22 protein-coding genes and 1 riboswitch are annotated in these 25,171 nt (G+C 74.5%); of the genes, 12 read left to right on the top strand and 10 right to left on the bottom strand.

What is annotated here, in order from left to right; translation table 11 throughout:
• The first annotated feature begins 214 nt into the window (after positions 1-214).
• Both ACI79H_RS10850 and ACI79H_RS10845 read left to right on the top strand, forming a co-directional pair.
• The gene (locus tag ACI79H_RS10850) at positions 215-1,198 is read left to right on the top strand and encodes a DivIVA domain-containing protein (RefSeq protein ID WP_456554390.1); all 984 of its coding nucleotides are present in this window, start codon (positions 215-217) and stop codon (positions 1,196-1,198) included.
• Between the two features lie 105 nt (positions 1,199-1,303).
• Positions 1,304-1,816, top strand: a complete 513-nt coding sequence (locus ACI79H_RS10845) for a universal stress protein (RefSeq protein WP_456554389.1) — start codon at positions 1,304-1,306, stop codon at positions 1,814-1,816.
• A gap of 3 nt (positions 1,817-1,819) precedes the next feature.
• Here the strand turns inward: ACI79H_RS10845 and ACI79H_RS10840 are convergent, their stop codons facing one another.
• The gene (locus tag ACI79H_RS10840; protein ID WP_456554388.1) at positions 1,820-2,470 is read right to left on the bottom strand and encodes a TetR/AcrR family transcriptional regulator; all 651 of its coding nucleotides are present in this window, start codon (positions 2,468-2,470) and stop codon (positions 1,820-1,822) included.
• 108 nt (positions 2,471-2,578) lie between these two features.
• On the opposite strand from ACI79H_RS10840, the gene ACI79H_RS10835 reads away from it, so the two are divergent.
• From ACI79H_RS10835 to ACI79H_RS10820, 4 genes are all read left to right on the top strand, one after another.
• Positions 2,579-4,060 (top strand): flavin-containing monooxygenase, encoded by a 1,482-nt coding sequence (locus ACI79H_RS10835; RefSeq protein WP_456554387.1) that lies wholly within the window; start codon positions 2,579-2,581, stop codon positions 4,058-4,060.
• Complete coding sequence (locus ACI79H_RS10830) at positions 4,060-4,908, top strand: SDR family NAD(P)-dependent oxidoreductase (RefSeq protein ID WP_456554386.1); 849 nt, start codon at positions 4,060-4,062, stop codon at positions 4,906-4,908. The genes ACI79H_RS10835 and ACI79H_RS10830 overlap by 1 nt, the downstream gene beginning before the upstream one ends.
• Before the next feature lie 4 nt (positions 4,909-4,912).
• Positions 4,913-5,563: a class I SAM-dependent methyltransferase gene (locus tag ACI79H_RS10825; protein ID WP_456554385.1), complete on the top strand. Its 651-nt coding sequence runs from the start codon at positions 4,913-4,915 to the stop codon at positions 5,561-5,563.
• Positions 5,564-5,687: 124 nt separating this feature from the next.
• Positions 5,688-5,839, top strand: a riboswitch (cyclic di-AMP (ydaO/yuaA leader).
• Between the two features lie 76 nt (positions 5,840-5,915).
• Positions 5,916-6,737 (top strand): aggregation-promoting factor C-terminal-like domain-containing protein, encoded by an 822-nt coding sequence (locus ACI79H_RS10820; RefSeq protein ID WP_456554384.1) that lies wholly within the window; start codon positions 5,916-5,918, stop codon positions 6,735-6,737.
• Positions 6,738-6,851: 114 nt separating this feature from the next.
• Here ACI79H_RS10820 and ACI79H_RS10815 read toward each other — a convergent pair whose 3' ends face one another.
• Positions 6,852-8,042, bottom strand: coding sequence for a glycoside hydrolase family 3 N-terminal domain-containing protein (locus tag ACI79H_RS10815; RefSeq protein WP_456554383.1), 1,191 nt, complete (start codon positions 8,040-8,042; stop codon positions 6,852-6,854).
• A gap of 90 nt (positions 8,043-8,132) precedes the next feature.
• Here ACI79H_RS10815 and ACI79H_RS10810 point away from each other — a divergent pair, with 90 nt between their 5' ends.
• Positions 8,133-8,558 carry a hypothetical protein gene (locus ACI79H_RS10810; protein WP_456554382.1) on the top strand — a complete coding sequence of 142 codons (426 nt, stop codon included), beginning with the start codon at positions 8,133-8,135 and terminating at the stop codon, positions 8,556-8,558.
• A gap of 6 nt (positions 8,559-8,564) precedes the next feature.
• On the opposite strand, the gene ACI79H_RS10805 is transcribed toward ACI79H_RS10810, so the two are convergent.
• The 6 genes from ACI79H_RS10805 to ACI79H_RS10780 all read right to left on the bottom strand — a co-directional run bounded on the left by ACI79H_RS10805 (position 8,565) and on the right by ACI79H_RS10780 (position 15,933).
• Positions 8,565-9,293, bottom strand: coding sequence for an ANTAR domain-containing protein (locus tag ACI79H_RS10805; RefSeq protein ID WP_456554381.1), 729 nt, complete (start codon positions 9,291-9,293; stop codon positions 8,565-8,567).
• 188 nt (positions 9,294-9,481) lie between these two features.
• Positions 9,482-10,432 carry an anti-sigma factor RsbA family regulatory protein gene (locus tag ACI79H_RS10800; protein WP_456554380.1) on the bottom strand — a complete coding sequence of 317 codons (951 nt, stop codon included), beginning with the start codon at positions 10,430-10,432 and terminating at the stop codon, positions 9,482-9,484.
• A complete protein-coding gene (locus ACI79H_RS10795) occupies positions 10,429-11,286 on the bottom strand; it encodes an MEDS domain-containing protein (RefSeq protein WP_456554379.1) in 858 nt (285 codons plus the stop codon). Before ACI79H_RS10795 ends, ACI79H_RS10800 begins: the two co-directional genes overlap by 4 nt.
• Positions 11,287-11,348: 62 nt before the next feature.
• A complete protein-coding gene (gene pntB, locus ACI79H_RS10790) occupies positions 11,349-12,761 on the bottom strand; it encodes a Re/Si-specific NAD(P)(+) transhydrogenase subunit beta (RefSeq protein ID WP_456554378.1) in 1,413 nt (470 codons plus the stop codon).
• The gene (locus ACI79H_RS10785) at positions 12,758-14,320 is read right to left on the bottom strand and encodes a Re/Si-specific NAD(P)(+) transhydrogenase subunit alpha (protein ID WP_456554377.1); all 1,563 of its coding nucleotides are present in this window, start codon (positions 14,318-14,320) and stop codon (positions 12,758-12,760) included. Before ACI79H_RS10785 ends, pntB begins: the two co-directional genes overlap by 4 nt.
• 137 nt (positions 14,321-14,457) lie before the next feature.
• Positions 14,458-15,933: a leucine-rich repeat domain-containing protein gene (locus ACI79H_RS10780; protein ID WP_456554376.1), complete on the bottom strand. Its 1,476-nt coding sequence runs from the start codon at positions 15,931-15,933 to the stop codon at positions 14,458-14,460.
• A gap of 221 nt (positions 15,934-16,154) precedes the next feature.
• Here ACI79H_RS10780 and ACI79H_RS10775 point away from each other — a divergent pair, with 221 nt between their 5' ends.
• Together ACI79H_RS10775 and ACI79H_RS10770 are read left to right on the top strand one after the other, a co-directional pair.
• Positions 16,155-18,215 carry a putative bifunctional diguanylate cyclase/phosphodiesterase gene (locus tag ACI79H_RS10775; RefSeq protein ID WP_456554375.1) on the top strand — a complete coding sequence of 687 codons (2,061 nt, stop codon included), beginning with the start codon at positions 16,155-16,157 and terminating at the stop codon, positions 18,213-18,215.
• Positions 18,212-19,057: an HDOD domain-containing protein gene (locus tag ACI79H_RS10770; RefSeq protein WP_456554374.1), complete on the top strand. Its 846-nt coding sequence runs from the start codon at positions 18,212-18,214 to the stop codon at positions 19,055-19,057. Before ACI79H_RS10775 ends, ACI79H_RS10770 begins: the two co-directional genes overlap by 4 nt.
• Before the next feature lie 52 nt (positions 19,058-19,109).
• On the opposite strand, the gene ACI79H_RS10765 is transcribed toward ACI79H_RS10770, so the two are convergent.
• Together ACI79H_RS10765 and ACI79H_RS10760 are read right to left on the bottom strand one after the other, a co-directional pair.
• A complete protein-coding gene (locus ACI79H_RS10765; protein WP_456554373.1) occupies positions 19,110-20,258 on the bottom strand; it encodes an acyl-CoA dehydrogenase family protein in 1,149 nt (382 codons plus the stop codon).
• A 7-nt stretch (positions 20,259-20,265) separates the two neighbouring features.
• Positions 20,266-21,441 (bottom strand): acyl-CoA dehydrogenase family protein, encoded by a 1,176-nt coding sequence (locus ACI79H_RS10760; RefSeq protein ID WP_456554372.1) that lies wholly within the window; start codon positions 21,439-21,441, stop codon positions 20,266-20,268.
• Between the two features lie 129 nt (positions 21,442-21,570).
• On the opposite strand from ACI79H_RS10760, the gene ACI79H_RS10755 reads away from it, so the two are divergent.
• The 3 genes from ACI79H_RS10755 (at position 21,571) to ACI79H_RS10745 (ending at position 25,126) form a co-directional block, all read left to right on the top strand.
• Positions 21,571-23,049 (top strand): mannitol dehydrogenase family protein, encoded by a 1,479-nt coding sequence (locus tag ACI79H_RS10755; protein ID WP_456554371.1) that lies wholly within the window; start codon positions 21,571-21,573, stop codon positions 23,047-23,049.
• A gap of 94 nt (positions 23,050-23,143) precedes the next feature.
• Positions 23,144-24,568 carry an NADP-dependent succinic semialdehyde dehydrogenase gene (locus ACI79H_RS10750; RefSeq protein WP_456554370.1) on the top strand — a complete coding sequence of 475 codons (1,425 nt, stop codon included), beginning with the start codon at positions 23,144-23,146 and terminating at the stop codon, positions 24,566-24,568.
• Positions 24,569-24,673: 105 nt separating this feature from the next.
• Positions 24,674-25,126 carry a DUF5709 domain-containing protein gene (locus tag ACI79H_RS10745; RefSeq protein ID WP_456554369.1) on the top strand — a complete coding sequence of 151 codons (453 nt, stop codon included), beginning with the start codon at positions 24,674-24,676 and terminating at the stop codon, positions 25,124-25,126.
• Positions 25,127-25,171 lie beyond the last annotated feature (45 nt).

Genomic DNA, 25,171 nt, shown 5'->3' with positions numbered 1-25,171 from the left:
CAGGGCTGGTTGAGAGTGCAACTACCGGTCGCTGGAACCCTACGGGTACCCGCGGCATTCCCGAGCTCCGCGTACCGGCTGACCCCGCTGCGTGACCGACTCGCCACGACCTGCCGAACCACACCCGTGGCAGTTCACGGTCCGGTCACGGTGCCCCACCCCGGGTGCCCGGTTCTGGCACTGTCCGGATCGATACGAGCTCGAGGGGGCGGCGATGGCGGTGCGCGAGGGGTACGGGGCCGGCAGCGCGGGGGAGCGGAGCGGGGACGACGAGGCGCCCGCCTTCACCGGGCCCCTGGACCAGGTGCTGGGGTCGGGGCCGGTCTTCCGGAGCAAGCTCCGGGGCTACGACCCGATGGAGGTCGACACCTACGTCTCGTGGGCGGAGTCCGAGCTGCGGACGGTGCGCCGGCAGGTCGACGACCTGCTGGCCCGGTTCGGGGCCTGCTCGGCCGAGCTGGAGATCTCCCGCCGGCTGCTCGCCGACGCGCCCCGCGGCCGGGTGGTCTTCCCGGTGTCCGAGCGGGTCGAGGAGATGCTGCAGCTGGCCGCCGAGGAGGCCGCGGCGATCACCGACGCGGGCCACCGCGAGGCCGAGCACCTCGTGGCCGAGGCGCGCAGCGAGGCCGACGCCCGGCTGCGCAAGGCACACGAGATCAAGGAGACGGCCGTGCGCGCGGCCGACGAGCTGCGCGACCACGCGCGCAAGCAGAGCGCCGAGGCCCAGGCCCTGCTCGACCGCGCGGGGGCCGAGGCCGCGGAGATCGTCCGGGCGGCCGCGGCCGAGCGCGACGCGCTGGCCGCCGACGCCGCCCGCGAGCGCGACCGGCTGGCCGCGGCGGCCGCCGACGAGCGCCGCCGGCTGGACGACGACGCGGCCCGGCAGCGCGAGCAGGCCGCCGCCGCGGCGGCGGCCCGGCTGGCCGAGCTCACCGACCAGGTCGAGGAGCTCCGCCGCCAGCGCGACCAGGCCCGCCAGTCGCTGCGCGGCCTGAGCAGCCGGATCGGTGAGGCGCTGCAGGCGGTGGCCGCGACGGTGCCCGACGCGCTGGTCGGCACCGACGAGGCGACCGGTGCGGTCGAGCCGAACGTGGCCGTCGAGGGCCGGGAGTACGACCCGGCCCTGGTCGGGGCGGGGGAGCAGCGCGACGCGGGCGACGGGGTGGTGGTCCTGCGCAGGCCCGCGGCCGTCTCCTGACCTTCCCGGCGCGCTGCGGGCACCTCGGCGGCTCCTCGCTCGTCCAGGGGTGAGAGTCTTCGGTGGCGCGGCCCACCGGCCGGCGCGGATCCCAGGAGGTCAACCGTGAGCGAAGTCGCGAAGTCGGTGCAGATCGACGGCGGGATCGTCGTCGGGCACGACGGTTCCAAGTGCGCCCAGGAGGCGCTGGTGTGGGCGGGGAGGCTCGCGGCGCGCGCCGACGTCGACCTGCACGTCGTGCGCGGCTGGTCCATCACGTCGGCGCCGCAGCCCGCGGCCTGGACGCCGGGTTACGTGCCGCCGCTGCCGGACTGGGAGCAGGCGGTCGTCGACGAGATGGAGGCGCACGTGCGGGCGGCCGGGCTGGCGCCCGAGGTCCGGGTCACCTGCCACGCCGTCCACCGCCCCGCCGAGCAGGCGATGATGCAGGCCGCCGAGGGCGCGAGCCTGGTCGTCATGGGCGCCCGCGGCCGGGGCGGTTTCGCCGGCCTCCTGCTCGGCTCGGTCAGCGACAAGCTGGTGCACCACGCACCCTGCCCGGTCACCGTCGTCCGCACCGGCGCCACGGGCCGGGACATGGACGCGGTCACGGGCGAGAACGCCGCCGTCGAGGTCTGAAATTCAGCGGGCCCCGTCGCCGTAGACGGCGGCGAGCCACACCGCCAGCAGCACGGGGACGACGTCCCGGTCGGCCACGGCCGGGCCGTCGCCGCTGAGCGAGGCGTAGATGACCTGCTCGTTCATCGCGGTGAGCGCGATGGCGAGGTCGCGGGCGGCCGGCCCCGCCGGGGCCGCGCCGCGGGCCCGCTCGGCCTCGATGGCCGCGGCGCAGCGCTGCACCCAGCGCTCCACGACCTCCGCCCAGAGCGCCCGCACCTCGGCGTTCGTCGAACGGGCCTCGGCCCAGGCGACGGTCAGCGCGCGGTGGCTGCGGAAGGTGTCGTGGTAGGCCGAGATGACCCGGTGCCAGCCCTCCCGCAGGTCGGGCGCGGGGGAGTCGAAGACGGTGCTCATCGTCGCGTCGGCCTCGGCGACCACCCGGTCGAGCAGCGTCAGCAGGACGGCGTCCTTGGACGGGAAGTAGAAGTAGAACGTCGGCCGCGAGATGCCCGCGCCCCGCGCCAGGTCGTCGACCGAGATCGCCGCGAGCGACCGCTCGGCCAGCAGCCGCTCGGCCGTGGCCAGGATGGCGAGCTCCCGGTCGTCGCCCGTGGCCCGCGCCGGCCGCCGTCCGCGGCCGGCGACCGGGAGCGGTGCTGCGCTGTCGGCCATGCCGGCGACACTACCGGCGCCGGGCCCGTACCTCGACACCCTGTTGACTCGTTCGACACGGTGTCGATAGCGTCGGCCTCCCGGTCGGCCCGATCCTGGAGAGTGCAGATGAGCCCCGAGCACGTGGACGTCCTGGTCGTCGGCGCCGGCCTGTCCGGCATCGGCGCCGCCTGCCACCTGCAGGTCGAGTGCCCGGACAAGACCTACGCGGTCCTGGAGTCGCGGGGCGCCGTCGGCGGCACCTGGGACCTCTTCCGCTACCCCGGCATCCGGTCGGACTCCGACATGTTCACCCTGGGCTACGACTTCAAGCCCTGGACCGGCGCCAAGGCCATCGCCGACGGGGGGTCGATCCGCGAGTACATCCGGGAGACCGCCCGCGAGCACGGCGTGGAGGAGAAGATCCGCTTCCACCACCAGGTGCTCTCCGCCGACTGGTCCAGCGCCGACGCCCGGTGGACGGTGACCGCCCGGCGCACCGACACCGGGGAGACGGTCACCCTCACCTGCTCGTGGCTGTCGGTGTGCTCGGGCTACTACCGCTACGACGAGGGCTTCCGCCCCGAGTTCCCGGGCGAGGAGCGCTTCACCGGGCAGCTGATCCACCCGCAGCACTGGCCGGAGGACTTCGACGGCACCGGCAAGCGGATCGTCGTCATCGGCAGCGGCGCCACCGCCGTCACGCTGGTGCCCAACCTGGCCGAGGACGCCGCGCACGTGACGATGCTGCAGCGCACGCCCAGCTACGTGCTGTCCCTGCCGGGCAAGGACCCGCTGGCCGAGCTGCTGCGCAGCCGGCTGCCGGCGCGCGTCGCCTACCCGGTCGTGCGGTGGAAGAACGTGCTCAGCTCGACCGCGCTGTTCCAGGCCAGCCGCCGCTGGCCCGACCGCGTCCGGGCGCTCGTCCGCCGGTTGACGGTCAAGCAGCTACCGGCGGGCTTCGACGTCGACACGCACTTCAACCCGCCCTACGACCCGTGGGACCAGCGGCTGTGCCTGGTCCCCGACGGCGACCTGTTCCGCACCCTGCGCGAGGGGAAGGCGTCGATGGTCACCGACCGGATCGCGACCTTCACCGAGACCGGCATCGAGCTGGCGTCGGGTCAGCACCTCGACGCCGACGTGGTCGTCAGCGCGACCGGTCTGAACCTCCTGGCCATGGGCGGCATGCAGCTGAGCCTCGACGGCGAGCCGGTCGACGTGCCGGAGACGGTCTCCTACAAGGGCATGATGCTCTCGGGCGTCCCGAACTTCTCCATGGTCATCGGCTACACGAACGCCTCCTGGACGCTCAAGGCCGACCTGGTCAGCCGCTACGTCTGCCGGCTGCTTCAGCACATGGACCGGCGTGGGCTCGCCGTCGCCACGCCGCTGGCCCCGCCGGAGGGCGCCGACCTGCCCTTCCTCGACCTGGCCGCGGGCTACGTGCAGCGCAGCATCGCCCAGCTGCCCAAGCAGGGCAGGCGGACGCCGTGGCGGCTGCACCAGAACTACATCAAGGACGTGCGGCTCATGCGTCGCGGCCCGCTCGAGGACGAGGGCATCGCCTTCAGCGCCGCACCGGCCCGGACCGAGCAGGTGGCCGTCTGATGCGCGCCTACGAGTTCGCCGGCGGGACCGCGGTCGTCACCGGTGCCGCCAGCGGCATCGGGGAGGCGCTCGCCGTCCAGCTCGCCGACCGCGGCAGCTCCCTCGTGCTGGTCGACCGCGACGCCGAGCGGCTGGCCGTCGTCGCCGACCGCATCCGCGCAGCTCACCCTCCACTCGAGGTCGACACCTATGTCGTGGACCTCGCCGACGAGGCGGCCACCGACGCGCTGGGGGCGACGCTGGCCGCCGACCACCCGGGGACCACGCTGCTGGTGAACAACGCCGGCGTCGCGCTCGGCGGGCGGTTCGACCAGGTCACCCTGGAGGAGTTCGACTGGGTGCTGGCGATCAACTTCCGCGCGGTGGTGCGGCTGACCGCGGCGTTGCTGCCCACCCTCAAGGCGCACCCCGGGTCGCACCTGGTCAACGTCTCGAGCGTCTTCGGCATCTTCGCCCCGCCCGGGCAGGCCGCCTACGCCGCGAGCAAGTTCGCCGTCCGGGGCTTCAGCGAGTCGCTGCGCCACGAGCTGGCCGAGGACGGGGTCGGGGTGACCGTCGTGCACCCCGGCGGCATCCGGACGCGGATCGCCGAGAGCGCGCGGCTGGGCTCCGGGGTGGACGCCGCGGAGGTCGCCGAGGGCCGCGCCCAGATGGCGAAGCTCCTGCGCATGCCGCCCGAGCAGGCGGCCGCGAAGATCGTCGCGGCGATCGAGGCGCGCCGCCCACGGCTGCTGATCGGGCTGAGCGCCACGGTGCCCGACGTGCTCGTCCGGTTGCGCCCGGGCACCTACTGGCGGTTGGTCGCCCGGGGCATCACCGCCCGCAGGACGGCGGCTGCGCGAGACTGAGGGGGTGCCCGTCCCCGCCGCCTTCATCCGCGCCCACACCCGGGCGGCCCGGCCCTCGCTGGTCCCCGAGCTCCGGTTGCTCGTCGCCTCCGACGTCGTCGCCCTCTGGGAGGCGATGGAGGTCGAGCAGGGCCGCACCGAGCAGGAACCGCCGTTCTGGGCCGCTGCATGGCCGGGCGGGCAGGCGCTGGCCCGCTACGTGCTCGACCACCCGGAGGTCGTCGCGGGACGGACGGTGCTGGACCTCGGGGCGGGCAGCGGGCTGGTCGCGGTGGCGGCGGTGATGGCCGGTGCGCGGCACGTGGTCGCCAGCGAGGTCGACCCGTTCGGCCTGGCCGCCATCCCGGAGAACGCGGCGCTCAACGGCGTCGACGGCATCGAGCCCGCCGGCGACCTGCTGGGGGAGGCGCCGCCCGTCGTCGACGTCGTCCTGGCCGGTGACGTCTGCTACGACCGGACGATGACCGAGCGGGTGCTGCCGTTCCTCGACGCCGCCCGCGCGTCCGGCGCCGAGGTGTTCATCGGCGACCCCGGCCGGCCCTACCTGCCCCACGACCGGCTCGTGGAGGCAGCCGTCCACGACGTCCCGGACACCGAGGGCGACCCCGCCGCGCCGGCCCGCCTCCGCCGGACGACGGTGTGGCGGCTGCCCTGACCTGGGCGGACGCCGGAACGGGACGCGGGTCACGTCAGGAATTCCGGTCCGAGGTTTGTCACGGGGCGATAACGCCGGTTACGTTGGATCGGTCCGGTCGGCGGCACCCCACCCGGGGGAGTCGCGCCGGGCGCCGCCGAATCGCCCTGCGGGCGAGCCGGGGACCCACCGCAGTACTGGGGTGAATCCCGGCCCCGGACCTCCAGTCCGGGGCGGGTAGGGCTGCTTCCCGCCCGAATCCGTCAGCTAACTCGGTAGGCGGCTCACGGAAGAACTGGACAGCTGGCGAGCGCGCCGCCCCTCGGAGGGCGGTCGCTCTGCTGCGCCCTGACACCCGGAGCACACCCTCCCCATGAACCTCCGCACCACCGTGAACGCACGCCTCCGCAACCGTCCGCCGCTGGGTGCCCGCCGGTCCGCCGCCCTCCTCGGCGTGGCGACCGCCGGCGCCGTCATGGTCGGCGTCCTCTCGACCGGTGAGCCCGAGGCCCAGGCCGTCGCGCAGACCGAGTCCATGAGCGTCGCCCAGCAGCTGGGCATCACCACCGACGAGCCGGCCGCGGACGACGCCGTCGCCCCGCTGCAGCAGCTGGCCGCCAGCCGCAGCGCCCGCGACGCCGACCAGACCGCGGCCGAGCTGGCCCAGCTGGCCGCCGAGCAGGCCGAGCACGACCGCCGCGCCGCCGAGGAGGCCGCCCGGATCGCCGCCGAGGAGGCCGCCCGCAAGGCCGCCGAGGAGGCCGCCCGGGCCGCCGAGGCCGCGCGTGCCGCCGAGGCCGCGCGCGCCGCCGAGGCCGCGCGTGCGGCGGAGGCCGCGCGCGCCGCCGCTGCGCCGCGGACCCAGGCGCCCAGCCGGGCCGCGGCCGCTCCCGCTGCGGCGCCGTCGGGCTCCTACCAGAGCTACGCGCTGCAGAAGCTCGGCGGCAACAGCTCCGAGTTCTCCTGCCTCGAGAAGCTCTGGGGCAAGGAGAGCGGCTGGAACCCCAACGCGCAGAACCCGAGCAGCACCGCGTACGGCATCGCCCAGTTCCTGGACAGCACCTGGGCCGGCACGGGGATCGCCAAGACCTCCGACGGCTACCGCCAGATCGACGCCGGGCTCATCTACATCCAGAAGCGGTTCGGCTCGCCGTGCGGCGCCTGGTCGCACTCCCAGGCCAAGGGCTGGTACTGAGCCCCGCAGCTCCACCGCACCACAGCTCCACCCGCACCACTCCACGAGATCTGCACACTCGGGGCCGTCAGGCAGCTGATGGCCCCGAGAGTGCAGATCTCGTGCGTTCCGGGGTCAGTCGAGCAGGCCGGCCTCGGCCTTGGCCAGCAGCGCGGTGCGGACGGCGGCGTCGACGACCGCGCCGAACGCCGGGTCCTCCTCGCTGCGGTCCAGCACCGCGTCCAGCATCGCGGGGTAGGTGTCCGGGGCGACGGTGAGCACGAGGGTGCCGCCGGCGGCCAGGAAGCGCACCGCACGCTCGCCGACCGGCACGCTCCGCACCGCGGCGGCGTTGCCGAGGTCGTCGGAGATCACCGGGCCGGCGAACCCGAGCGTGCCGCGCAGCAGCTCCCCGACGACCACCGGCGAGAACGCCGCCTGCTGCGCGGGGTCGATGAGGTCGTAGGTCGCCGACGACATCATGACCATCGGCCGGGCGGTCGTGGCCCGCAGGGTCGCCGCGAAGGCGCCCACCTGGTCGTCGCCTCCGGTGGTGACCGCGTCGACGACGTCCGCGGTGTCGTCGGTGTTGCCGCGCACCCGGCCCAGCCCCGGGAAGTGCTTGAGGGTCGGCGTGACGCCGGCCGCGGCCAGCCCGTCGGCGATCGTGCTCGCCGCGGGCGCCACCTCCGCGCCGGTGGCCCCGTACTGCCGGTCGAAGTACCCGATCGGCCCGTTGGTGCTCTCCGTGCCGGCCGGGACGACGTCGACCACCGGGGCCAGGTTCAGGTTCACTCCGGCGCTGCTCAGCTGCCCGCCCAGGTCGGCGGCCAGCGCGGCCAGCTGGTCCGGCGGCAGGTCGCCCTGCTCGGTCGCGGGCGGCAGCCGGTCGAAGCCGGCGCCCTTGAGGGACTGCACGCTCCCGCCCTCCTGGTCGACGGCGATCCACAGCTCCGGGCCCCCGCGCTGCGCCTGCCAGCCCGCCGTGAGCCCGGCCAGCTCGGCGGCCGACCCGGACGGCCGCCCGGCGAGGAAGATCCCGCCGACGCCGTCGGCGGCCAGCCCGGCCCCGCGGGCCGGCCCGTCGGCGGGCACGCCGACGACGAACAGCTGGGCGACCTCCTGCCGGCGGTCCAGCGCGTCGAGGGCCGCGGTCACGAGGGCCTCGGGCCCGGTGGGCGGCTGCCCGGTCGGCGAGGGGGAGGCATCCGTCGTCGAGGACGGGGTCGTGGAGGGGGCCGCCCCCGCACCGGGTGCCGTATCGCTGCCGCAGCCGGCCAGCCCGACCACGAGGGCCAGGACGGCGAGCGGAGGGGTTCGGCGCATGGATCCCAGTCTGCCGCCGGAGGGGGGCGCGACCGGCGAGCGCCGGGAGGGGTGTCGCGCCGGCTCCCTCGCCCGCCTAGCGTCGGGGGCATGACCGAGGAACGACCAGGACCGGAACGCGGCACGCCGCCGGGCGGGCTCGTGGGCCGGTCGATCGAGGAGTTCGTGCAGCAGCTGCGCGGCTTCACCGACCGCGCGCGCACCGTCGCGGGCTCGGTGCCGGCCAAGCTGCCGTTCCCGACGCTGCCCAGCCCGCCGGGTGCGATGTCGGCCGCCCAGTTGCGCGCCATCGCCGAGATGGTCGCCGCGCAGCGGGCCTCGATCGGCGGCATGCGCGCGCAGCTGGACGCCTTCGACCAGCAGCTCGCCGTCTTCGAGCGGATCCTCGAGCCGCTGGTGGAGTGGAGCGGCACCTGGGCGCGGCTCGAGGAGGCCGTGGGCGACCTGGTGCGCCGGGAGGCGCCTCCGGAGGGCCCGCCGGGCGGACCGGCGGGCACCGCCGGCGAGGCGTCCTGAGCCGCGCTACTCGGGGCGCAGCTCCCCGGTGCTGACGAACCGGACGGCGACGTCCCGCACCTTGGTGTTGGTCTCCATCGACACGCGGGTCAGCGCCTGGAAGGCGGCGTCCGGCGTCAGCTTGAACCGCTCCATGAGGATGCCCTTGGCCTGGTCGATGACGCCGCGGGAGTCCAGCGCCGCCTGCAGGTGGTCGGCCCGCTCGACGGCGGCCTCGTAGAGGTACATGTTCGACACCGGGACGGCGGCGTAGGCGGTGAGCCGGGCGAGGAGGTCCCGGGTCGGCTGGTCGGCCGAGGCCGGCCCGCGCGCGTAGACGTTGAGCGCGCCGGACACCTTCTCCTGCGCCGGCAGCGGGAAGGACAGCACGCTGTCGCACCCGGCGGCGGCCGCGAGCGCGGCGAACTCCGGCCACCGCGGGTCCTGACGGGTGTCGGCGATCTCGTGCATCCGGCCGGTCGTCGCCGCGCTGACGCAGGGCCCGGCGCCGAGGCGGTACTGCTGGAGGTCGAGGTCCAGGGCGAGGTCGCCGCTGGCAGCCACCGTGCTCGGCTGGTCGCCGCGGACGATCGTGACCGAGGCGATCCGCTCGCCGGGGAGGACCCGGGTGGTCAGCTCGGTGACGGTCCGGACGACCGACTCCAGGGAGTGCTCGGCGAACGAGAGGCGGCCGAGCTCGTCGAAGGCCGACCGGACGGCGTCGGCGTCCGGGGCGCCGGCGTCGGGGCTGGTCACGTGATGCTCCGTGTCGAGGTTGCACCGGGCGGGCAGTGCCGGCGATGACGGCGGGTCCTGGGGATCCGCTGGAGGAGAGACCTCCGGGCGCCGGCTGTCTGACGCGCCGTCCAGCATAGTCGCGGCAGTGGTCGCGCCCGCGCGGGCTCCCCGCCGTGTCCCGCCCGCGCGGGTCGGGTGCGAGGGGATCAGCGCCAGGTCGTGATGCGGACGGTCGTGCCCCGAGGGGAGGAGCGCAGCTGGACGAGGTCGCAGAGCTGGTTGACCACGTGCAGCCCCTGGCCGCGCGGCGCGCCCGGGGGAGGGGTGCGCCGCCCGGCCAGCGGGTCGCGGACCTGCCCGGCATCGCCGACCTCGACGACGACGGCGTCCGGGGTCTCCCACAGCGCGAGCGAGCCGCTGCCGCCCCCGTGGCGCAGGGAGTTGGCGACCAGCTCGGCGGCGGCCAGCTCCAGCACCCGCACGCGGTCCTCGGCCAGACCGCAGGACCGGGCGAAGGAGGCCACGGTGCGCCGCGTGGCGCGCAGGTCGCCGGCGCCGAACCCGCCGCGCAGCACCCCCTCGGTGGGCTGGTGCAGCGGGGCGGCGAACGCCTCGGCCGCCGCCTCGCGGGAGTACGCCGGGCTCGGCCGGCGCCGCTCGGGCGTGGACACCACCGGGTGCGACTGCAGCGCCGCGCGACGCACCGCGCGGGGGAGGTGCGTCTGGTCGTAGGGGCACAGCAGGCGCCAGGGCGGGCCGCCGTCGAAGGCGGTGCCGAGCAGCAGCTCGTGCAGGCGGCACTCCGAGTACTCCGCCTCCCGGCGGCCCGGCCAGGCGGGCTCGCCGACGACCCGGAGGCGACGGCCGCCGGCCGTGGCGTCCGCCAGTGCGGCGGTCAGGACGCCGAGGAGACGGGCGGGATTGGCGCCGACCTCCGCCATGCCGACCCAGCGGACCCGTGCCACGTCGCCGCCCACCGCCCCCCGCAGCAGGTCCAGGTGCGGGGGCGGCAGCGCGAGGACCACCTGCTCGCCGGCCGCCAGCCCGTCGCGGACGAACGGCAGCACCCCCGCGAGCAGGGACTCGTCGTCGCGGTAGAGCAGCGCCTCGTGCTGGAACCCGGCCGACGGACCCGCGGACGCCGGCGGCGCGGTCATCCGTGCGGGGCGGCGAAGGTCACGGGGGCGACCGCGTCGAGGTCGAGGACGTGCCACACCCGCCGCACCAGCGCCGAGGCGCCGCGGATTTCCAGCGGCAGCCCGCGGGCCCGCAGGTCGGCCGCCCAGCCGGCCAGCGCCCGGAAGCCGGCCACGTCGACGAACTCGAGCCCGGTGAGGTCCAGCACGGGGGAGGGGCCGACCGGGGTGCCGGCCAGCGTCGCGGCCAGCCGGTCCGCGGTGGACGTGTCGACGCTGCCGGCCAGCCGGACGGCGTCGTAGGCGAAGAAGAGCCGGTACGGGCTCAGGTGCTCGTCGGCACGGCCCTGCGCGTGCACCGAGAGCAGGGCACCGAGCGTGGCCGGCGGCAGGTCGGCCCGGTAGGCGCACATCGCCGACATCCCGGCGCCGGAGGCGATGAACTCGTCGCCCGCGTGCTCCCACGCCGCGAGCAGGTCGCGCTGCTCCGGGTCGGCGGCCAGCCCGGTCAGCTCGGCGACGACGCGCAGCCCGCGGTAGCCGTCGTCGAGGGCACGCCGGGTGGCCGCCTCGTAGTAGGCGCGCTGCCGCTCCACGACCAGCGGGCCGGCGGCGGCGTACACCTCGTCCACCGTCATGGTGCTCAGCGCGCCCCGGGCGACGAGCACGTCGGCGTCCCCGAGCGGCCCGGTGGCGCCGGCGAGCGCCGCGATGGCGCGCTCGCCGACGCACAGCAGCCGCTCCCCGCGGGCGAGGCCGCCGGCCAGGAACTCCCGGACGGCGTCGTCGAAGGCGGCGTCGTCCTGGTGCACCCAGCAGAGGTGGTCGGAGGCTGCTGCCTCCGGCAGCTCGGTGACCGGACCGTGCGCGCGCATGCACCGACCGTAGGCCGATGCGGCGGCGGACGACAGGGGCCGTGAGATGAACCTCTCCGGCCTCAGAGGGCCCGCAGGATGTCCTCCACGCGCTCGCGGGCGTCCCCGAAGAGCATCCGGCTGTTCTCGCGGAAGAACAGCGGGTTCTGGACGCCGGCGTACCCGGTGTTCATCGACCGCTTGAACACCACGACCCGCTCGGCCTCCCACACCCGGAGCACCGGCATGCCGGCGATCGGGCTGGCCGGGTCCTCCGAGGCCGCGGGGTTGACGGTGTCGTTGGCCCCGATGACAAGGACGACGGAGGTGTCGGCGAGGTCGTCGTTGATCTCGTCCATCTCCAGGACGACGTCGTAGGGGACCTTGGCCTCGGCGAGCAGCACGTTCATGTGGCCGGGCAGGCGCCCGGCCACCGGGTGGATGCCGAAGCGGACCTCGACGCCGCGCTCGGTCAGCTTGCGGGTCAGCTCCGCCACCGCGCCCTGCGCCTGCGCCACGGCCATGCCGTAGCCCGGGGTGATGACCACGGACTTCGCGTCCAGCAGCAGCTCCGCGGTCTCCTCGGCGCTGATCTCGGTGTGCTCGCCGTAGTCGACGTCGGAGGCCGCGGCGCTGCCCTCGTTGCCGAAGCCGCCGGCGATCACCGAGATGAAGGAGCGGTTCATCGCCTTGCACATGATGTAGGAGAGGTAGGCACCCGAGGAGCCGACCAGCGCACCGGTGATGATCAGCAGGTCGTTGCCGAGCAGGAAGCCCGACGCGGCGGCGGCCCAGCCCGAGTAGCTGTTGAGCATCGAGACGACGACCGGCATGTCGCCGCCGCCGATCGAGGCCACCAGGTGCCAGCCCAGCGCGAGCGCCAGGGCGGTGAGCACCGCGAGCACCGGCAGGTTCGGCTCGGCGACGAAGACCACGGTGAGCACGGCGAACGCGGCCAGCGCGCCCAGGTTCAGCCAGTTCTTGCCCGGCAGCACCAGCGGGTTGCTCTTGATCCGGGCCGAGAGCTTGAGGAAGGCGACGATCGAGCCGGTGAAGGTGACCGCCCCGATGAAGACGCCGATGGCGACCTCGCCGGAGTGGATGCCCAGCAGGTCGGCGGAGACCTCGGTCTGGTTCTCCAGGTCCGCCTCGACCGACAGGTAGCCGTTCCAGCCGACCAGCACCGCGGCGAGGCCGACGAAGCTGTGCAGGATCGCGATGAGCTCCGGCATGCCGGTCATCTCGACCTTCGCCGCCCGCCACAGGCCGATCGCGGCGCCGATGACGACGGCGACGGCGAGCAGGACGGCGCCGGTGCCGGAGATGCCGTGGTCGGCGGCCAGGCCGATGGTGGCGACCAGCGCGATGACCATGCCGGCCATGCCGTAGGCGTTGCCGGCCTTGGCCGTCTCGTGCTTCGACAGGCCCGCGAGGCTGAGGATGAACAGCAGCGCGGCGACGATGTAGGCCGCGGACGCGGCGGTGGTGGCGCTCATCGCGCGGGCCCCCGGGTGAACATGCCGAGCATCCGGCGGGTGACGGCGAAACCGCCGAAGACGTTGATGCTCGCGACGAGGATCGCCACGAACGCGAGCGCGGTCACCAGGGCGTCGTCGTGCCCGATCTGCAGCAGGGCGCCGACGACGATGATCCCGGAGATCGCGTTGGTGACGCTCATCAGCGGCGTGTGCAGCGCGTGGTGCACGTGCCCGATGACGTAGAAGCCGACGACGACGGCGAGGGCGAACACCGTCAGGTGCTGGACCAGCTCGCTGGGCGAGAAGCCGGCGAGGAGGAACAGCACGGCGGCACCCAGGCCGACCAGCGCGAAGCGCCGGGACGGCGGAGGTGGCGACTTCGGAGCCACCGGTTCCACCGCTGCGGCGGCGACCGGCGCGGGGGCGGGGGCGGCGGACACCTGGACCGGCGGCGGGGGCCAGGTCTTCTCGCCGGCGCGCACGACGGTCATCGCGCGCTGCACGACGTCGTCCATGTCGAGGACCAGCGCGCCGTCCTTGCCCGGGGTGAGCAGCTTGAGGAGGTTGACCAGGTTCGTGCCGTACAGCTGCGAGGCCTGGGCCGGCAGCCGGGCGGGCAGGTCGGTGTAGCCGATGATCGAGACGCCGTTGGGCGTCACGACGACCTCGTCGGCCACCGAGCCCGCCACGTTGCCGCCCTGCGCGGCGGCCATGTCGACGATGACCGACCCCGAGCGCATGGAGGCCACCATCTCCTCGGTGATCAGCCGCGGCGCCGGGCGGCCGGGGATCAGCGCGGTGGTGATGACGATGTCGACGTCCCGGGCCTGCTCGGCGTACATCTCGGCCGCGCGGCGGTTGAAGTCCTCGCCCATCTCGCGGGCGTAGCCGTCGGAGCTGACCTCCTGCTCGCCGGCCTTCACCGCGACGTACTCGCCGCCGAGCGAGCGCACCTGCTCGGCGACTTCGGGGCGGACGTCGGTGGCCCGGACGATCGCGCCCAGGCTGCTGGCCGCACCGATCGCGGCGAGACCCGCGACGCCGGCGCCCGCCACGAGCACCTTGGCCGGGGGCACCTTGCCGGCGGCGGTGACCTGGCCGGTGAAGAACCGGCCGAAGACGTGCGCGGCCTCGACCACGGCGCGGTAGCCGGCGATGTTGGCCATCGAGCTGAGGACGTCGAGGGACTGCGCGCGGGAGATGCGGGGGACCGCGTCCATCGCGAGCACGGTGATCGGCCGGGCGGCCAGCGCGTCGACCAGGTCGGGGTTGAACGCCGGGCTGATCAGCCCGATCAGCGTCGCGCCGTCCCGCAGCCGGCCGATCTCCTCGATCGAGGGCCCGTTGACCCGCAGCACCACGTCGGCCTGCCAGGCCTCCCCGGCGCTGCCGATCCGCGCGCCGGCGGCGGTGTAGGCGTCGTCCGGGAAGCTGCTGCCCGCGCCGGCCCCGGACTCGACGACGACGTCGTAGCCCAGTCCGACCAGCTGGGTCACGGTGGCGGGGGTGGCGGCCACCCGCGTCTCGCGCGGACGGCTCTCGCGCGGCACTCCGATGTGCAACGTGGCTCCGATCATCGGTGCCGGCGTCACCGCCGGGACCAGGTGTGGGGTCGAACGCGTGCTCGGGATCGGGAGGATCATGCCTGTGCCGCCGGGGCGATCCCGGCCGGGGCCCGCCGATGTGACCACTGCCACCTCCGGTGGGGTGAACCTCAGACGAGGCCGTTCACCGAGACACCCGCGGCCCGCAGGGCCTCCACGCCGGTCAGGCGCGTCCCGTCGGTCTCGTCCAGCCCCAGGTTGACCAGGCTGGTCGTCCGCAGCAGCGGCGTGAGGTCGGTGAGCGGGTTGGCGCCGAGCTGCAGCTCCTGCAGCAGCGGCGCGTCGGCCAGCCCGCCGACCGCGCCCACCCGGTTGCCGAACAGGTCGAGGACCAGCAGCGTCGGGACGGTCCCCAGCGGGGAGGGGTCGACGATCGCGTTGCTGCCGAGGCGGAGCGTGTCCAGGCTGCGCAGCCCGGCCAGCGGCGAGACGTCGGTGATGGCGTTGCCGCCGAGGTCGAGCGTGCGCAGCCCGTCCATCCCGGCGAGCGCCGAGATGTCGGTGACCTGCGCGGCCGACACCCCCAGCGCGGCGAGCGACGTCATCCCGGCCAGCGGCGTCAGGTCGCTGACCGGGTTGTGCGACAGGCCGAGGTCGAAGAGGTCCAGGGAGGCCAGCGGCCCGAGGTCGGTGACGGCGTTGCCCGTCAGGGCCAGCGCACCCAGCCGGGGCAGCGAGGCCAGCGGCTGCAGATCGCGGATCTCGTTGCGGGGCAGCTCCAGGGAGGTCAGCCCGGAGAGCTGCTGGATCCCCTCGAGCGACCGGATCAGCGCTGCCGCCCCCTGGCCGTCGCAGCGCAGCTGGTCGATCGCGGTGAGGTCGCGGTCGGTGATGCCCGCCGCGGGCCCCGGCAGACCCGCGGCCTGCGCGACGCACCCGGCGAGGGCCTCGTCCGCGAACAGCCCCGCCAGCGGCCGAACCGGGCCCGGGGCGTCGGGCCGGGTCTGCGCCCAGGCCCACCCGCCGGCCACCACGAGCAGCACCGCCACCGCGCCGGCCGCCGTGCGGCTCGCCGCGGTCGTGGCCGGGTCCCGCGGCCGCTCGGGTGCCGTACCGGACAGAGCGGTCACGACGACGATCAGCACCGCCGAGGCCAGCACCAGCGCGGCCGTCGCCGCGAGCGGGGTCTCGGCGGTGAGCGCCGCCTGCGGCGACCCCGCGACCGACCGCGCCGCGAGCGCCCCGGCCAGGCCGACCGCCACCAGGGCCGCCACGCCCGTCGCCAGGCCGGCGAGCACGCGGTCGCGGGTGCGGGACGCCGCCCCGGCGAGCGCCAGCGCGAGGCCGCACGCCGCCCAGCCGAACGCCGCGGCGGTGCCGACGGCGAGGAGGGCCCGGGTGCGAGGTGGCGTGCCGGGACCGAGCAGCTCCTGCGCGGCGGGCACGTCGGCGGCGAGCGACCCGGCGACCAGGAGCGCGCCGCCCGCGAGGAGCAGCGGCAGCGCTCGGCGGCCGGCCGGCACCCGCCGGGCGGCGAGCACGACCAGCGGGGCCGCGCAGAGGGCGGCCGCGAGCAGCGTCGCCGACCAGCCCTCACCGGGACGGCGGGCGGACAGGGCAGCAGCGGCGCCCGCGACGGCGAGCACGCCGCACAGCGCCGTCGGGATGCGGGGGATAGCGGTACCTCCTGGTCCGCAGGCTAGCCGGGGGCGGGCGCCCACCCCCGGAGGCGGGCCGGGCGGGACGCTCCCCCGATCGGGGGAGCCGGTGCCGTTCGGCTCCAGGAAAGGGGCCGGGGGCGCCGAAGTAGCCCCTGATGCGCCCGGTCGGGCGCCGTACCAGCGACGAGGGGAGGACCGTGACCGCCGTGACCGCGTCGGACCACCACGCTCCGTCGGAGATCGTCTCCTCCATCTTCTACAGCGCCTCGGTGAGCGACGCCATGGCGCTGCTCGTGGCCGAGACCGCCGGGCGCACCCAGCGGTTCACCTGGGCCAACGAGGGCGCGGTGCAGCTGCTCGGCTACGGCCTCGAGGACCTCTGCGCCATGCCCGTGGAGCACCTGTTCCCGAGCGTCGGCGGCGGGGAGCTCAAGCTGCTGCTGCGCCGGGAGCGCTCGGCCCGCCGCACCTTGCACGTCCGCACCGCCAGCGGAGCGCTGCTCGAGGCCGGCGTCCTCACCACGCCGTCCCCGGGCGGGCGGCGCTGGACGGTCATGCTGCGCAAGACCGACAACGAGCAGGAGCGCGCCCTGCGCGCGACCGCGGACGCGCACGAGCGCCGCTTCTCCGCCCTCACCGAGCGCTCGCCGGTGCCGACCCTGCTCTCCGAGCAGGGCATGCGCCTGGCGCACGTCAACGACGCGTTCTGCAGCCTGGTCGGCCGGGGGGCCGAGCAGATGCTGGGCACCGGTTGGATCGACACGCTGCACACGGACGACCTCGACGCCGTCATCGAGCAGGTGTCGGCGGCGCTGGACGGCGGGGAGGTCGAGGTCAAGGCGCGGCTGGTCCGGGACGACGGCTCGCTGCGGACGACGATCATCCGCTTCGCCCACCTGTTCACCCCCGGCGTGGGTGCCGGGTTCGTCGCGACCATCGAGGACATCACCGACCGGCTGGCCTTCGAGGCGCAGCTGGCCCACCAGGCCAACCACGACCCGCTCACCGGGCTGCCCAACCGGACGCTGCTGGCCCAGTACGTGGCCGAGCGCTTCCGTCCCGGCGCCGGCGGGCTGGCCTGCCTCTTCCTCGACCTGGACAACTTCAAGGTGGTCAACGACTCCCTCGGCCACACCGCGGGCGACGAGCTGCTCGTCGAGGTTGCCGAGCGGCTGCGCGCCACCGTGCGCCCCGGGGACCTGGTCGCCCGGTTCGGCGGCGACGAGTTCGTCGTCGTCTGCGAGCACGTGGGGGAGGACGACGCCGTCGCCCTGGCCGAGCGGATCACCGCCGCGCTCGCCGAGCCGCTGCGGCTGGGCGGGGTGGACGTGCGCCCGCACGCCAGCGTCGGCGTCACCGTGCAGACCGCCGAGCACGTGGCGGCCGAGGAGCTCATCCGCGACTGCGACATCGCGATGTACCAGGCCAAGGCCGGCGGCAAGGGCCGCATCTCGGTGCTCGACCAGCACGCGCGGGCACAGGCGCGGGACAAGCTGCGCCTGGTGACCGAGCTGCGCGACGCCATCGACGAGCGCGGCCTCTCGCTGCTCTACCAGCCGATCTTCAGCACGGCCTCCGGCCGCCCGGTGGCCGTCGAGTCGCTGGCCCGCTGGGAGCACCCCGAACGCGGGACGATCAGCCCCACCGTGTTCGTGCCGCTGGCCGAGGAGAGCGGTCTGATCTCCGGGCTGGGCCTGTTCGTGCTGGACGAGACCTGCCGCCAGCTCGCCGAGTGGGACCTCCTCATGGGGCCGGGGGCGCCCGCGCGGGCCAACGTGAACGTGTCGGCGCTGCAGCTGGACGGCAACCTGCCGGCGCAGGTCGCGGCCGCCCTCGAGCGGCACGGGCTGCCCGCGGCGCGGATCTCCGTCGAGATCACGGAGTCGGCGCTGATGAAGGACCCGGACTCGGCGCAGACGGTCCTCCGGGACCTGCGCGACCTCGGCGTGGAGCTGGCCATCGACGACTTCGGCACCGGCTACTCCTCGCTGGCCTACCTGCGCCACCTGCCGGTGAACTGCCTCAAGGTCGACCGCTCGTTCGTCGCCGAGCTCGGGGAGGGGCACGGGGAGATCGCCTCGGCGGTCATCGCCCTGGCCCGCAACCTCAACCTGTGCACCGTCGCCGAGGGCGTGGAGACCCCCGCGCAGGCCGACGAGCTGCGCCGGCTGGGCGCCACCTACCTGCAGGGCTTCAGCCTGGCCGAGCCCATGTCCGGGGGGCACGCCGCCGCCTGGTTCGCCACGAACGGGGACAGCGACCGGTGACCGTCACGCCCTTCCCCCGCCCCGGGCTCGCCCCGGTCGCGACGCCCACCTTCGACGTCGAGAAGGTGCTGGCCGGCATCGACACGATGGCGACGCAGCGACCGGTCGCCGCGCAGCTGGTGACGGTGGCCAACTCCGAGGACACCAGCGCCAAGGAGCTGTCGCGCATCCTGGCCTCCGACGTCGCGCTGGCCGGCCGGGTGATGAAGCTGGCCAACTCCGCCTACTTCGGCATGCGCGGCCGGGTCACCTCGCTGCAGTTCGCGGTCACCGTCGTCGGGTTCACCACCGTGCGCACCATGGCCACCGTCGCGCTCACCGACCTGGACGACGAGTCCCGGCTGCCCGACGACTTCTGGGCGTTCACCACCCGCCTGGCGCTGGCTGCCTCCACGCTGGCGCCCCGCTTCGGCGAGCGCCCGCAGGACGCGCTGTGCCTGGGCCTGCTCGCGCAGCTGGGCGCCGCGCTGCTGTTCCACAACGACACCGAGGGCTACGGCGAGCTCGTGGCCGCCGAGCCGACCTTCTCCGGCCGCCGCGCTGCGGAGACGCGGCGCTACGGCATCAACAGCCTGCGGCTGACCGGCGTCGCCCTCGAGCAGTGGGGCTTCCCGGGCACGATGCTCGTCCCGCTGCAGCAGGTCGACGACTACCGGGCGATGGAGGGCGCGCTGCTGCGCTCCTGCTTCGAGATCGCCGCCCGCCTGACGACGGAGGGCTACGACGCCGTGCCGATCGTCCGGGTCAGCTGCGGCCAGCTCCGCGAGGACGACGTGGTGCCGGTGCTGGACGCCGTCCGCGCCGAGGCCGACGAGCTGCGCCGGGCGATGCTGGGCGACTGAACGACGGAGCCCCGCCCCCCGGGACGGGGAGCGGGGCTCTGTCGTGCGTCGATCAGGCGTACGGGGCGCCCAGCGGGTCGACGGTCGGGTAGCTGCCGACCTTCGCCGCGAGCCGGTCGGCGGCGAAGTCGCCGTCGCCCAGCAGGTGGTCGATCGCGGTCAGCCGGCTGGTGTAGTGGCCGACCTTGTACTCGGCGGTGACGCCGATGCCACCGTGCAGCTGGATGGCGTCCTTGCCGATGTGCCGGCCGGTGCGGCTGGTGAGCAGCCGGGCCCGGTCGGCGGCGGTGACGACGTCACCGTCGGAGAGCTGCACCACCGAGGCCCACAGCGCGATGCTGCGGGCCAGCTCCAGGGACACGTACATGTCCGCGGCGCGGAAGTTCAGCGCCTGGAACTTGTTGAGCGTGACGCCGAACTGCTTGCGCGTCTTGAGGTACTCGGTGGTGGTGCGCAGCGCGGTGTCCATGGCGCCGACGGCCTCGTGGGCGTAGGCGATCCGGGCCACGGCCTGCGCCCGCTCGATGGCCTGCGTCTGGTCGCCGCCGGTGCCCAGCACGGTGGCCGGGGTGCCGTCGAACCGGACGTTGGCCGAGCGGGTGCCGTCGTGGTTGCGGTAGCCGGTCCGGCTGAGGCCGGACGCGTCGCCCTGGACCAGGAACAGCCCCGTGCCACCGTCCGGCAGCGCGGCGGAGACGACGAGGACGTCGGCGCGGGCACCGTGCGGCACCGGCTCCTTGACGCCGCTCAGCGTCCAGCTGCCGCCGGCCTCGGTGGCCGTGACCGCCGAGGCGGTCGGCGTCCACCGGGCACCGATCTCGGCGTGCGCGAAGGCGGGCAGCGTGCCGCCGCCGGCGAGGCCCTCGAGGAGCTCGCCCTTCTGCGCGTCGGTGCCTACGGCGTCGATCAGCCCGCCGGCGAGGACGACGGCCTCGACGAACGGCTCGGGTGCGAGCACCCGCCCGATCTCCTCGGCGACGATCGCGACCTCGACCGGGCCGGCGCCCGCGCCGCCGTGCTCCTCGGCGAAGGGCAGACCCAGCAGGCCCATCTCGGCCAGCTGCGTCCAGACCTTCTCGTCGAAGCCGGGGTCGGTCTTGGTGGTCTTGCGGCGGGCCTCGCTGTCGCCGTAGGCCCGGGCCAGCAGCGCGGCCACGGCCTCGCGGAGGTCGTTCTGCTCGCTGTCGTAGGTGAAGTCCATGGCTATCTCACAACCCCAGGATCGTGCCGCTGATGATGACGCGCTGCACCTCGTTGGAGCCTCCGTAGATGGAGACCTTCCGGTAGTTGAGGTACTCGGGGGCCGAGACCCGCGCCCAGTCGGGCACGTCGGAGCCCTCCTCGGCGAACGAGGCGACCGACAGCGGGCCGGCGATGTCGACGATCAGCTCGGTCACCTCCTGCTGCAGCACCGAGCCCTTGAGCTTGAGCACCGAGGAGGCCGGGTGCGGCTTGCCGTCGGCGGAGTTGGCGACCACGCGCAGCGCGGTCAGCTCCAGGGCGACGAGCTCGTTCTCGATCTCGGCGATGCGGGAGGAGTAGCGCGGGTCCTCCAGCAGCGGGCGGCCGTTGTAGGTGGTCTCGCGGGCGAGCTCCTTGGCCAGAGCCAGCATGCCCTTGGTGCCACCGACGCGGGCGATGCCGACGCGCTCGTTGCCGAGCAGGAACTTCGCCTGGTCCCAGCCCTTGTTGACCTCGCCGATGAGGTTCTCCGACGGGACGCGGACGTCCTCGAAGAAGACCTCGTTGACCTCGAAGCCGCCGTCGAGCAGCTCGATCGGGCGCAGGGTCACACCGGGGGTGTCCATCGGGAAGACCAGCATCGAGATGCCGCGCTGCTTCTTCTCCGCCGTCGGGTCCGTGCGGGCGAGGCAGAAGATCCAGTCGGCGTGCTGGCCCATCGTCGTCCAGGTCTTCTGACCGTTGACGACCCACTCGTCGCCGTCCTGGACGGCGACGGTGCGCAGCCCGGCGAGGTCGGAGCCGGCGTCGGGCTCGGAGAAGCCCTGGCACCACCAGATGTCGAGGTTGGCGGTCTTGGCCAGGAAGCGGTCCTTCTGCTCCTGGTTGCCGAACTGCGCCAGCACCGGGCCGATCATGCTGGTGTTGAAGGCCAGCGGCTCGGGCACGTGGGCCAGCTGCATCTCCTCGCGCCAGATGTGGCGCTGCAGCGGCGTCCAGTCGCGGCCGCCGTACTCGACCGGCCAGTGCGGCACGGCCAGGCCGGCCTTGTTCAGGATCTGCTGGGTGGTGACGAAGTCCTGCTTCGTCGGGTGGTGACGGGCCGCGCCCTTGTCACGGATCTCCTTCGGCACCTGCGTGGTGAAGAAGGTCCGCATCTCCTCCCGGAACGCCTGCATCTCCGGGGACAGCTGCAACTGCATCGGTCCTCATTCCTGACCGCAGTCGCTCTGCGGTCTCGACGTGTACGTGCGACGATCCCACATCCTCGAACGGTATTCGGTTTCGCCCCCTGCCGTTACGGAGCCGTGTTCCGGGGCAAGGTCGCGAGGGTGCCCGCCCTCTCCTCCCGCACCCTGGCCTCGCTGAGCGCGTCGGTCTCCACGCCCGGTTACGACCGGCGGGAGGTCCGTGCCGGGATCGTGCACCTGGGGGTCGGCGGCTTCCACCGCTCCCACCAGGCGATGTACCTCGACCGCCTCATGGAGCGGGGCCTGGCGCTGGACTGGGGCATCTGCGGCGTGGGGGTGCTGCCCGGCGACCGGCGGATGGCCGAGGTCATGGCGGCGCAGGACTGCCTCTACACGCTCGTCGTCGCCCATCCCGACGGCTACCTGGACGCGCGGGTGGTCGGCTCGGTGGTCGAGTACCTGCTGGCGCCGGACGACCCGGAGGCGGTGGTCGAGCGGATGGCCGACCCCGCGATCCGCGTCGTCTCGCTGACCGTGACCGAGGGCGGCTACAACGTCGACGACGTCACCGGCGCGTTCGACGCGACCGATCCCGCCGTGCTGGCCGACCTCGTGCCGGGTGCCGTGCCGCGCACCAGCTTCGGTCTGGTCACCGAGGCGCTGGTCCGCCGGCGCGAGCGCGGCCACGCCCCGTTCACCGTGGTGTCCTGCGACAACATCCCCGGCAACGGCGACGTCGCCCGGCGCAGCTTCGGCGCCTACGCCGCCCTGCGCGACCCGGAGCTGGGGGAGTGGGTGGCCCGCGAGGTGCCGTTCCCGAACTCGATGGTCGACCGGATCACCCCGGCCACCACCGACGTGCACCGTGCGGAGCTGGCCCGCCGGTTCGGCGTCGAGGACGGCTGGCCCGTGGTGTGCGAGCCGTGGACGCAGTGGGCGCTCGAGGACCGGTTCGCCACCGACCGCCCGCCGCTGGAGGAGGCCGGCGTCCAGCTGGTCGTCGACGTCGAGCCCTACGAGCTGATGAAGCTGCGGCTGCTCAACGGCAGCCACCAGGCGCTGGGCTACCTCGGGGTGCTGGCCGGCTACACCTTCATGCACGACGTCTGCCAGGACCCGCTGTTCCGCCGCTTCCTGCACGGCTACATGGACCAGGAGGCGACGCCGACGCTCGCCCCGGTGCCCGGCATCGACCTGGACTCCTACAAGGCCGACCTCATCGGCCGGTTCGCCAACCCGAACATGCGCGACACGCTGGCCCGGCTGTGCGCCGAGAGCTCGGACCGCATCCCCAAGTTCCTGCTGCCGGTGCTGCGGGCCAACCTGGCCTCCGGTGGCGGGATCCGGTGCACGGTCGCGGTGCTGGCCGGGTGGGCGCGCTACGCCGAGGGCGTCGGCGAGGACGGCTCCCCGATCGAGGTGGTCGACCCGCTGCGCGAGCGGCTGATGTCCGCCGCCCGCCGGCAGGCCGAAGACCCGCTCGCCTTCGTCTCCGACCGCGAGGTGTTCGGCGACCTGGTCGACGACGAGCGCTTCGCGGTCACCTACCGCGACACGCTGGACCTCATCCGCACCCGCGGCGTCCGGGCGGCGCTGGAGCAGGTGCTCCGCGCCCCCTGACCCGCCGGAGTGGCCACTCCGGTCACGCGAGGGCGGCGGTTGCGCGGGGGACGGCGCGGGCAGGGGAGCGGAGCAGACGACGGAGGGACCCACCATGGCCATCGCCACGATCGACCCCAGCACCGGGGAGACGCTGCGGACGTTCGAGCCGCTCTCGGACGACGCGCTCGAGGACAAGCTGGCCCGCGCGGCCGCCGCGGCGGCGAGCTACCGGCGCACCTCGCCCGCCGACCGGGCCGGCTGGCTCACCGCGGCCGCCGACGTGCTGGACGCCGAGACCGACGACGTCGCCGCGCTGATGACCACCGAGATGGGCAAGACGCTCGCCGCGGCGAAGGCCGAGGTCGGCAAGTGCGCCGCGGCGCTGCGCTGGTACGCCGAGCACGGCCCAGCCCTGCTCGAGCCGCAGCCCCGGGACGCCGAGGCGGTGGGCGCCACGCAGGCCTACGTCGTCCACCAGCCGATCGGCGTCGTCCTGGCCGTCATGCCGTGGAACTTCCCGCTGTGGCAGGCGATGCGCTTCGCCGCGCCGGCGCTCATGGCCGGCAACGTCGGGCTGCTCAAGCACGCCAGCAACGTGCCGCAGACCGCGCTGTACATGGAGGAGCTGTTCCGCAAGGCCGGCTTCCCCGACGACGTCTTCCAGACGCTGCTGATCGGGTCGAAGACCATCGAGCGGGTGCTGCGCGACGACCGGGTCGCCGCCGCGACGCTCACCGGCAGTGCCCCGGCCGGGCAGTCGGTCGCCGCGATCGCCGGCGACGTCCTCAAGCCGACCGTGCTCGAGCTCGGCGGCAGCGACCCGTTCATCGTCATGCCGTCGGCGCACCTGGACCGGGCGGCCGAGGTGGCGGTGACCTCGCGCAACCAGAACAACGGGCAGAGCTGCATCGCCGCCAAGCGGTTCTTCGTGCACCGCGACGTCGCCGAGGAGTTCACCCGGCTGTTCGCCGCCAAGATCGCCGATCTCACCGTCGGCGACCCGCGGGACGAGGGCACCCAGGTCGGCCCGCTGGCCACCGAGTCCGGACTCGAGGACGTCGAGAAGTACGTGCAGGACGCCGTCGGCAAGGGCGCCACGGTGCTGGTGGGCGGGAAGCGGGTGGACCGGCCCGGCTGGTTCTACGAGCCGACCCTGCTGAGCGGCATCACGCCGGAGATGGACCTCTACGCCGAGGAGGTGTTCGGGCCGGTGGCCGCGCTGTTCACCGTGGACTCCCTGGACGAGGCGATCGAGATCGCCAACAGCCACCCCTACGGGCTGGGCAGCAACCTGTGGAGCGAGGACGAGGACGAGCGCGCGCAGTTCGTCCGCGACATCGCCTCGGGCATGGCGTTCGTCAACGGGATGACCACCAGCTACCCGGAGCTGCCCTTCGGCGGCGTGAAGCAGAGCGGCTACGGCCGCGAGCTGACCGAGGTCGGCATGCGGGAGTTCATGAACGCCAAGACGGTGTGGATCGGGCCGCCGAGCAGCGAGCAGGGCGAGGGCGACACCGCGGCGTCCGCCTCGGAGTGAGGAGCGGACCGGGGTGCGGGGGGGGGGCTGGTCCCCGCGCTCCGGTCCGGCCAGACTCGGCTCGCCGGGCGGACGGCCCGCCACCGGCGGTCGGGAGGGACGCCCATGTCGGATCCGGGCATCTTCGGGACGGACGGGACGGACCCGGAGGAGGCCTCCGGGCTGCTGGAGGCCGAGGACACGCTGGAGGACCCGCGCGGGGTGCGGGACGTGCTGGACACGGGGTGGTCGCCGCCCGAGCGGCCGTGGGGCGTGGAGGACTGGGGGACCACGGAGGCCGAGGAGTCCGCCGGCGAGAGCCTGGACGGGAGGCTCGCGCGCGAGCTGCCCGACGGCACCCCGGACGAGGGCGACGGCCTGGGGGACAGCTCCGACACCGACGGCGAGCTGCTCGACGACGAGGTGGGCGACGTGCAGGCCGGCCGCCTGGTCGCCGCCGACGAGGGCGGCGACGCGGACACCGACGACGAGCTGTGGGCGCGCGACGAGGGCATCGACGGCGCCGGGGCCTCGGCCGAGGAGGCGGCGGTGCACGTGGTGCACGAGCGGGAGTCCTGACGGGGAACGGTGCCGGAGGAGGCCCCGGCACCGTTCCCGGCCCCG

This window comes from Blastococcus sp. SYSU D01042 (genome assembly GCF_054050515.1).
Note: the sequence above shows the minus strand (reverse complement) of the source record. Positions and strands in the feature narration are given on the sequence as shown.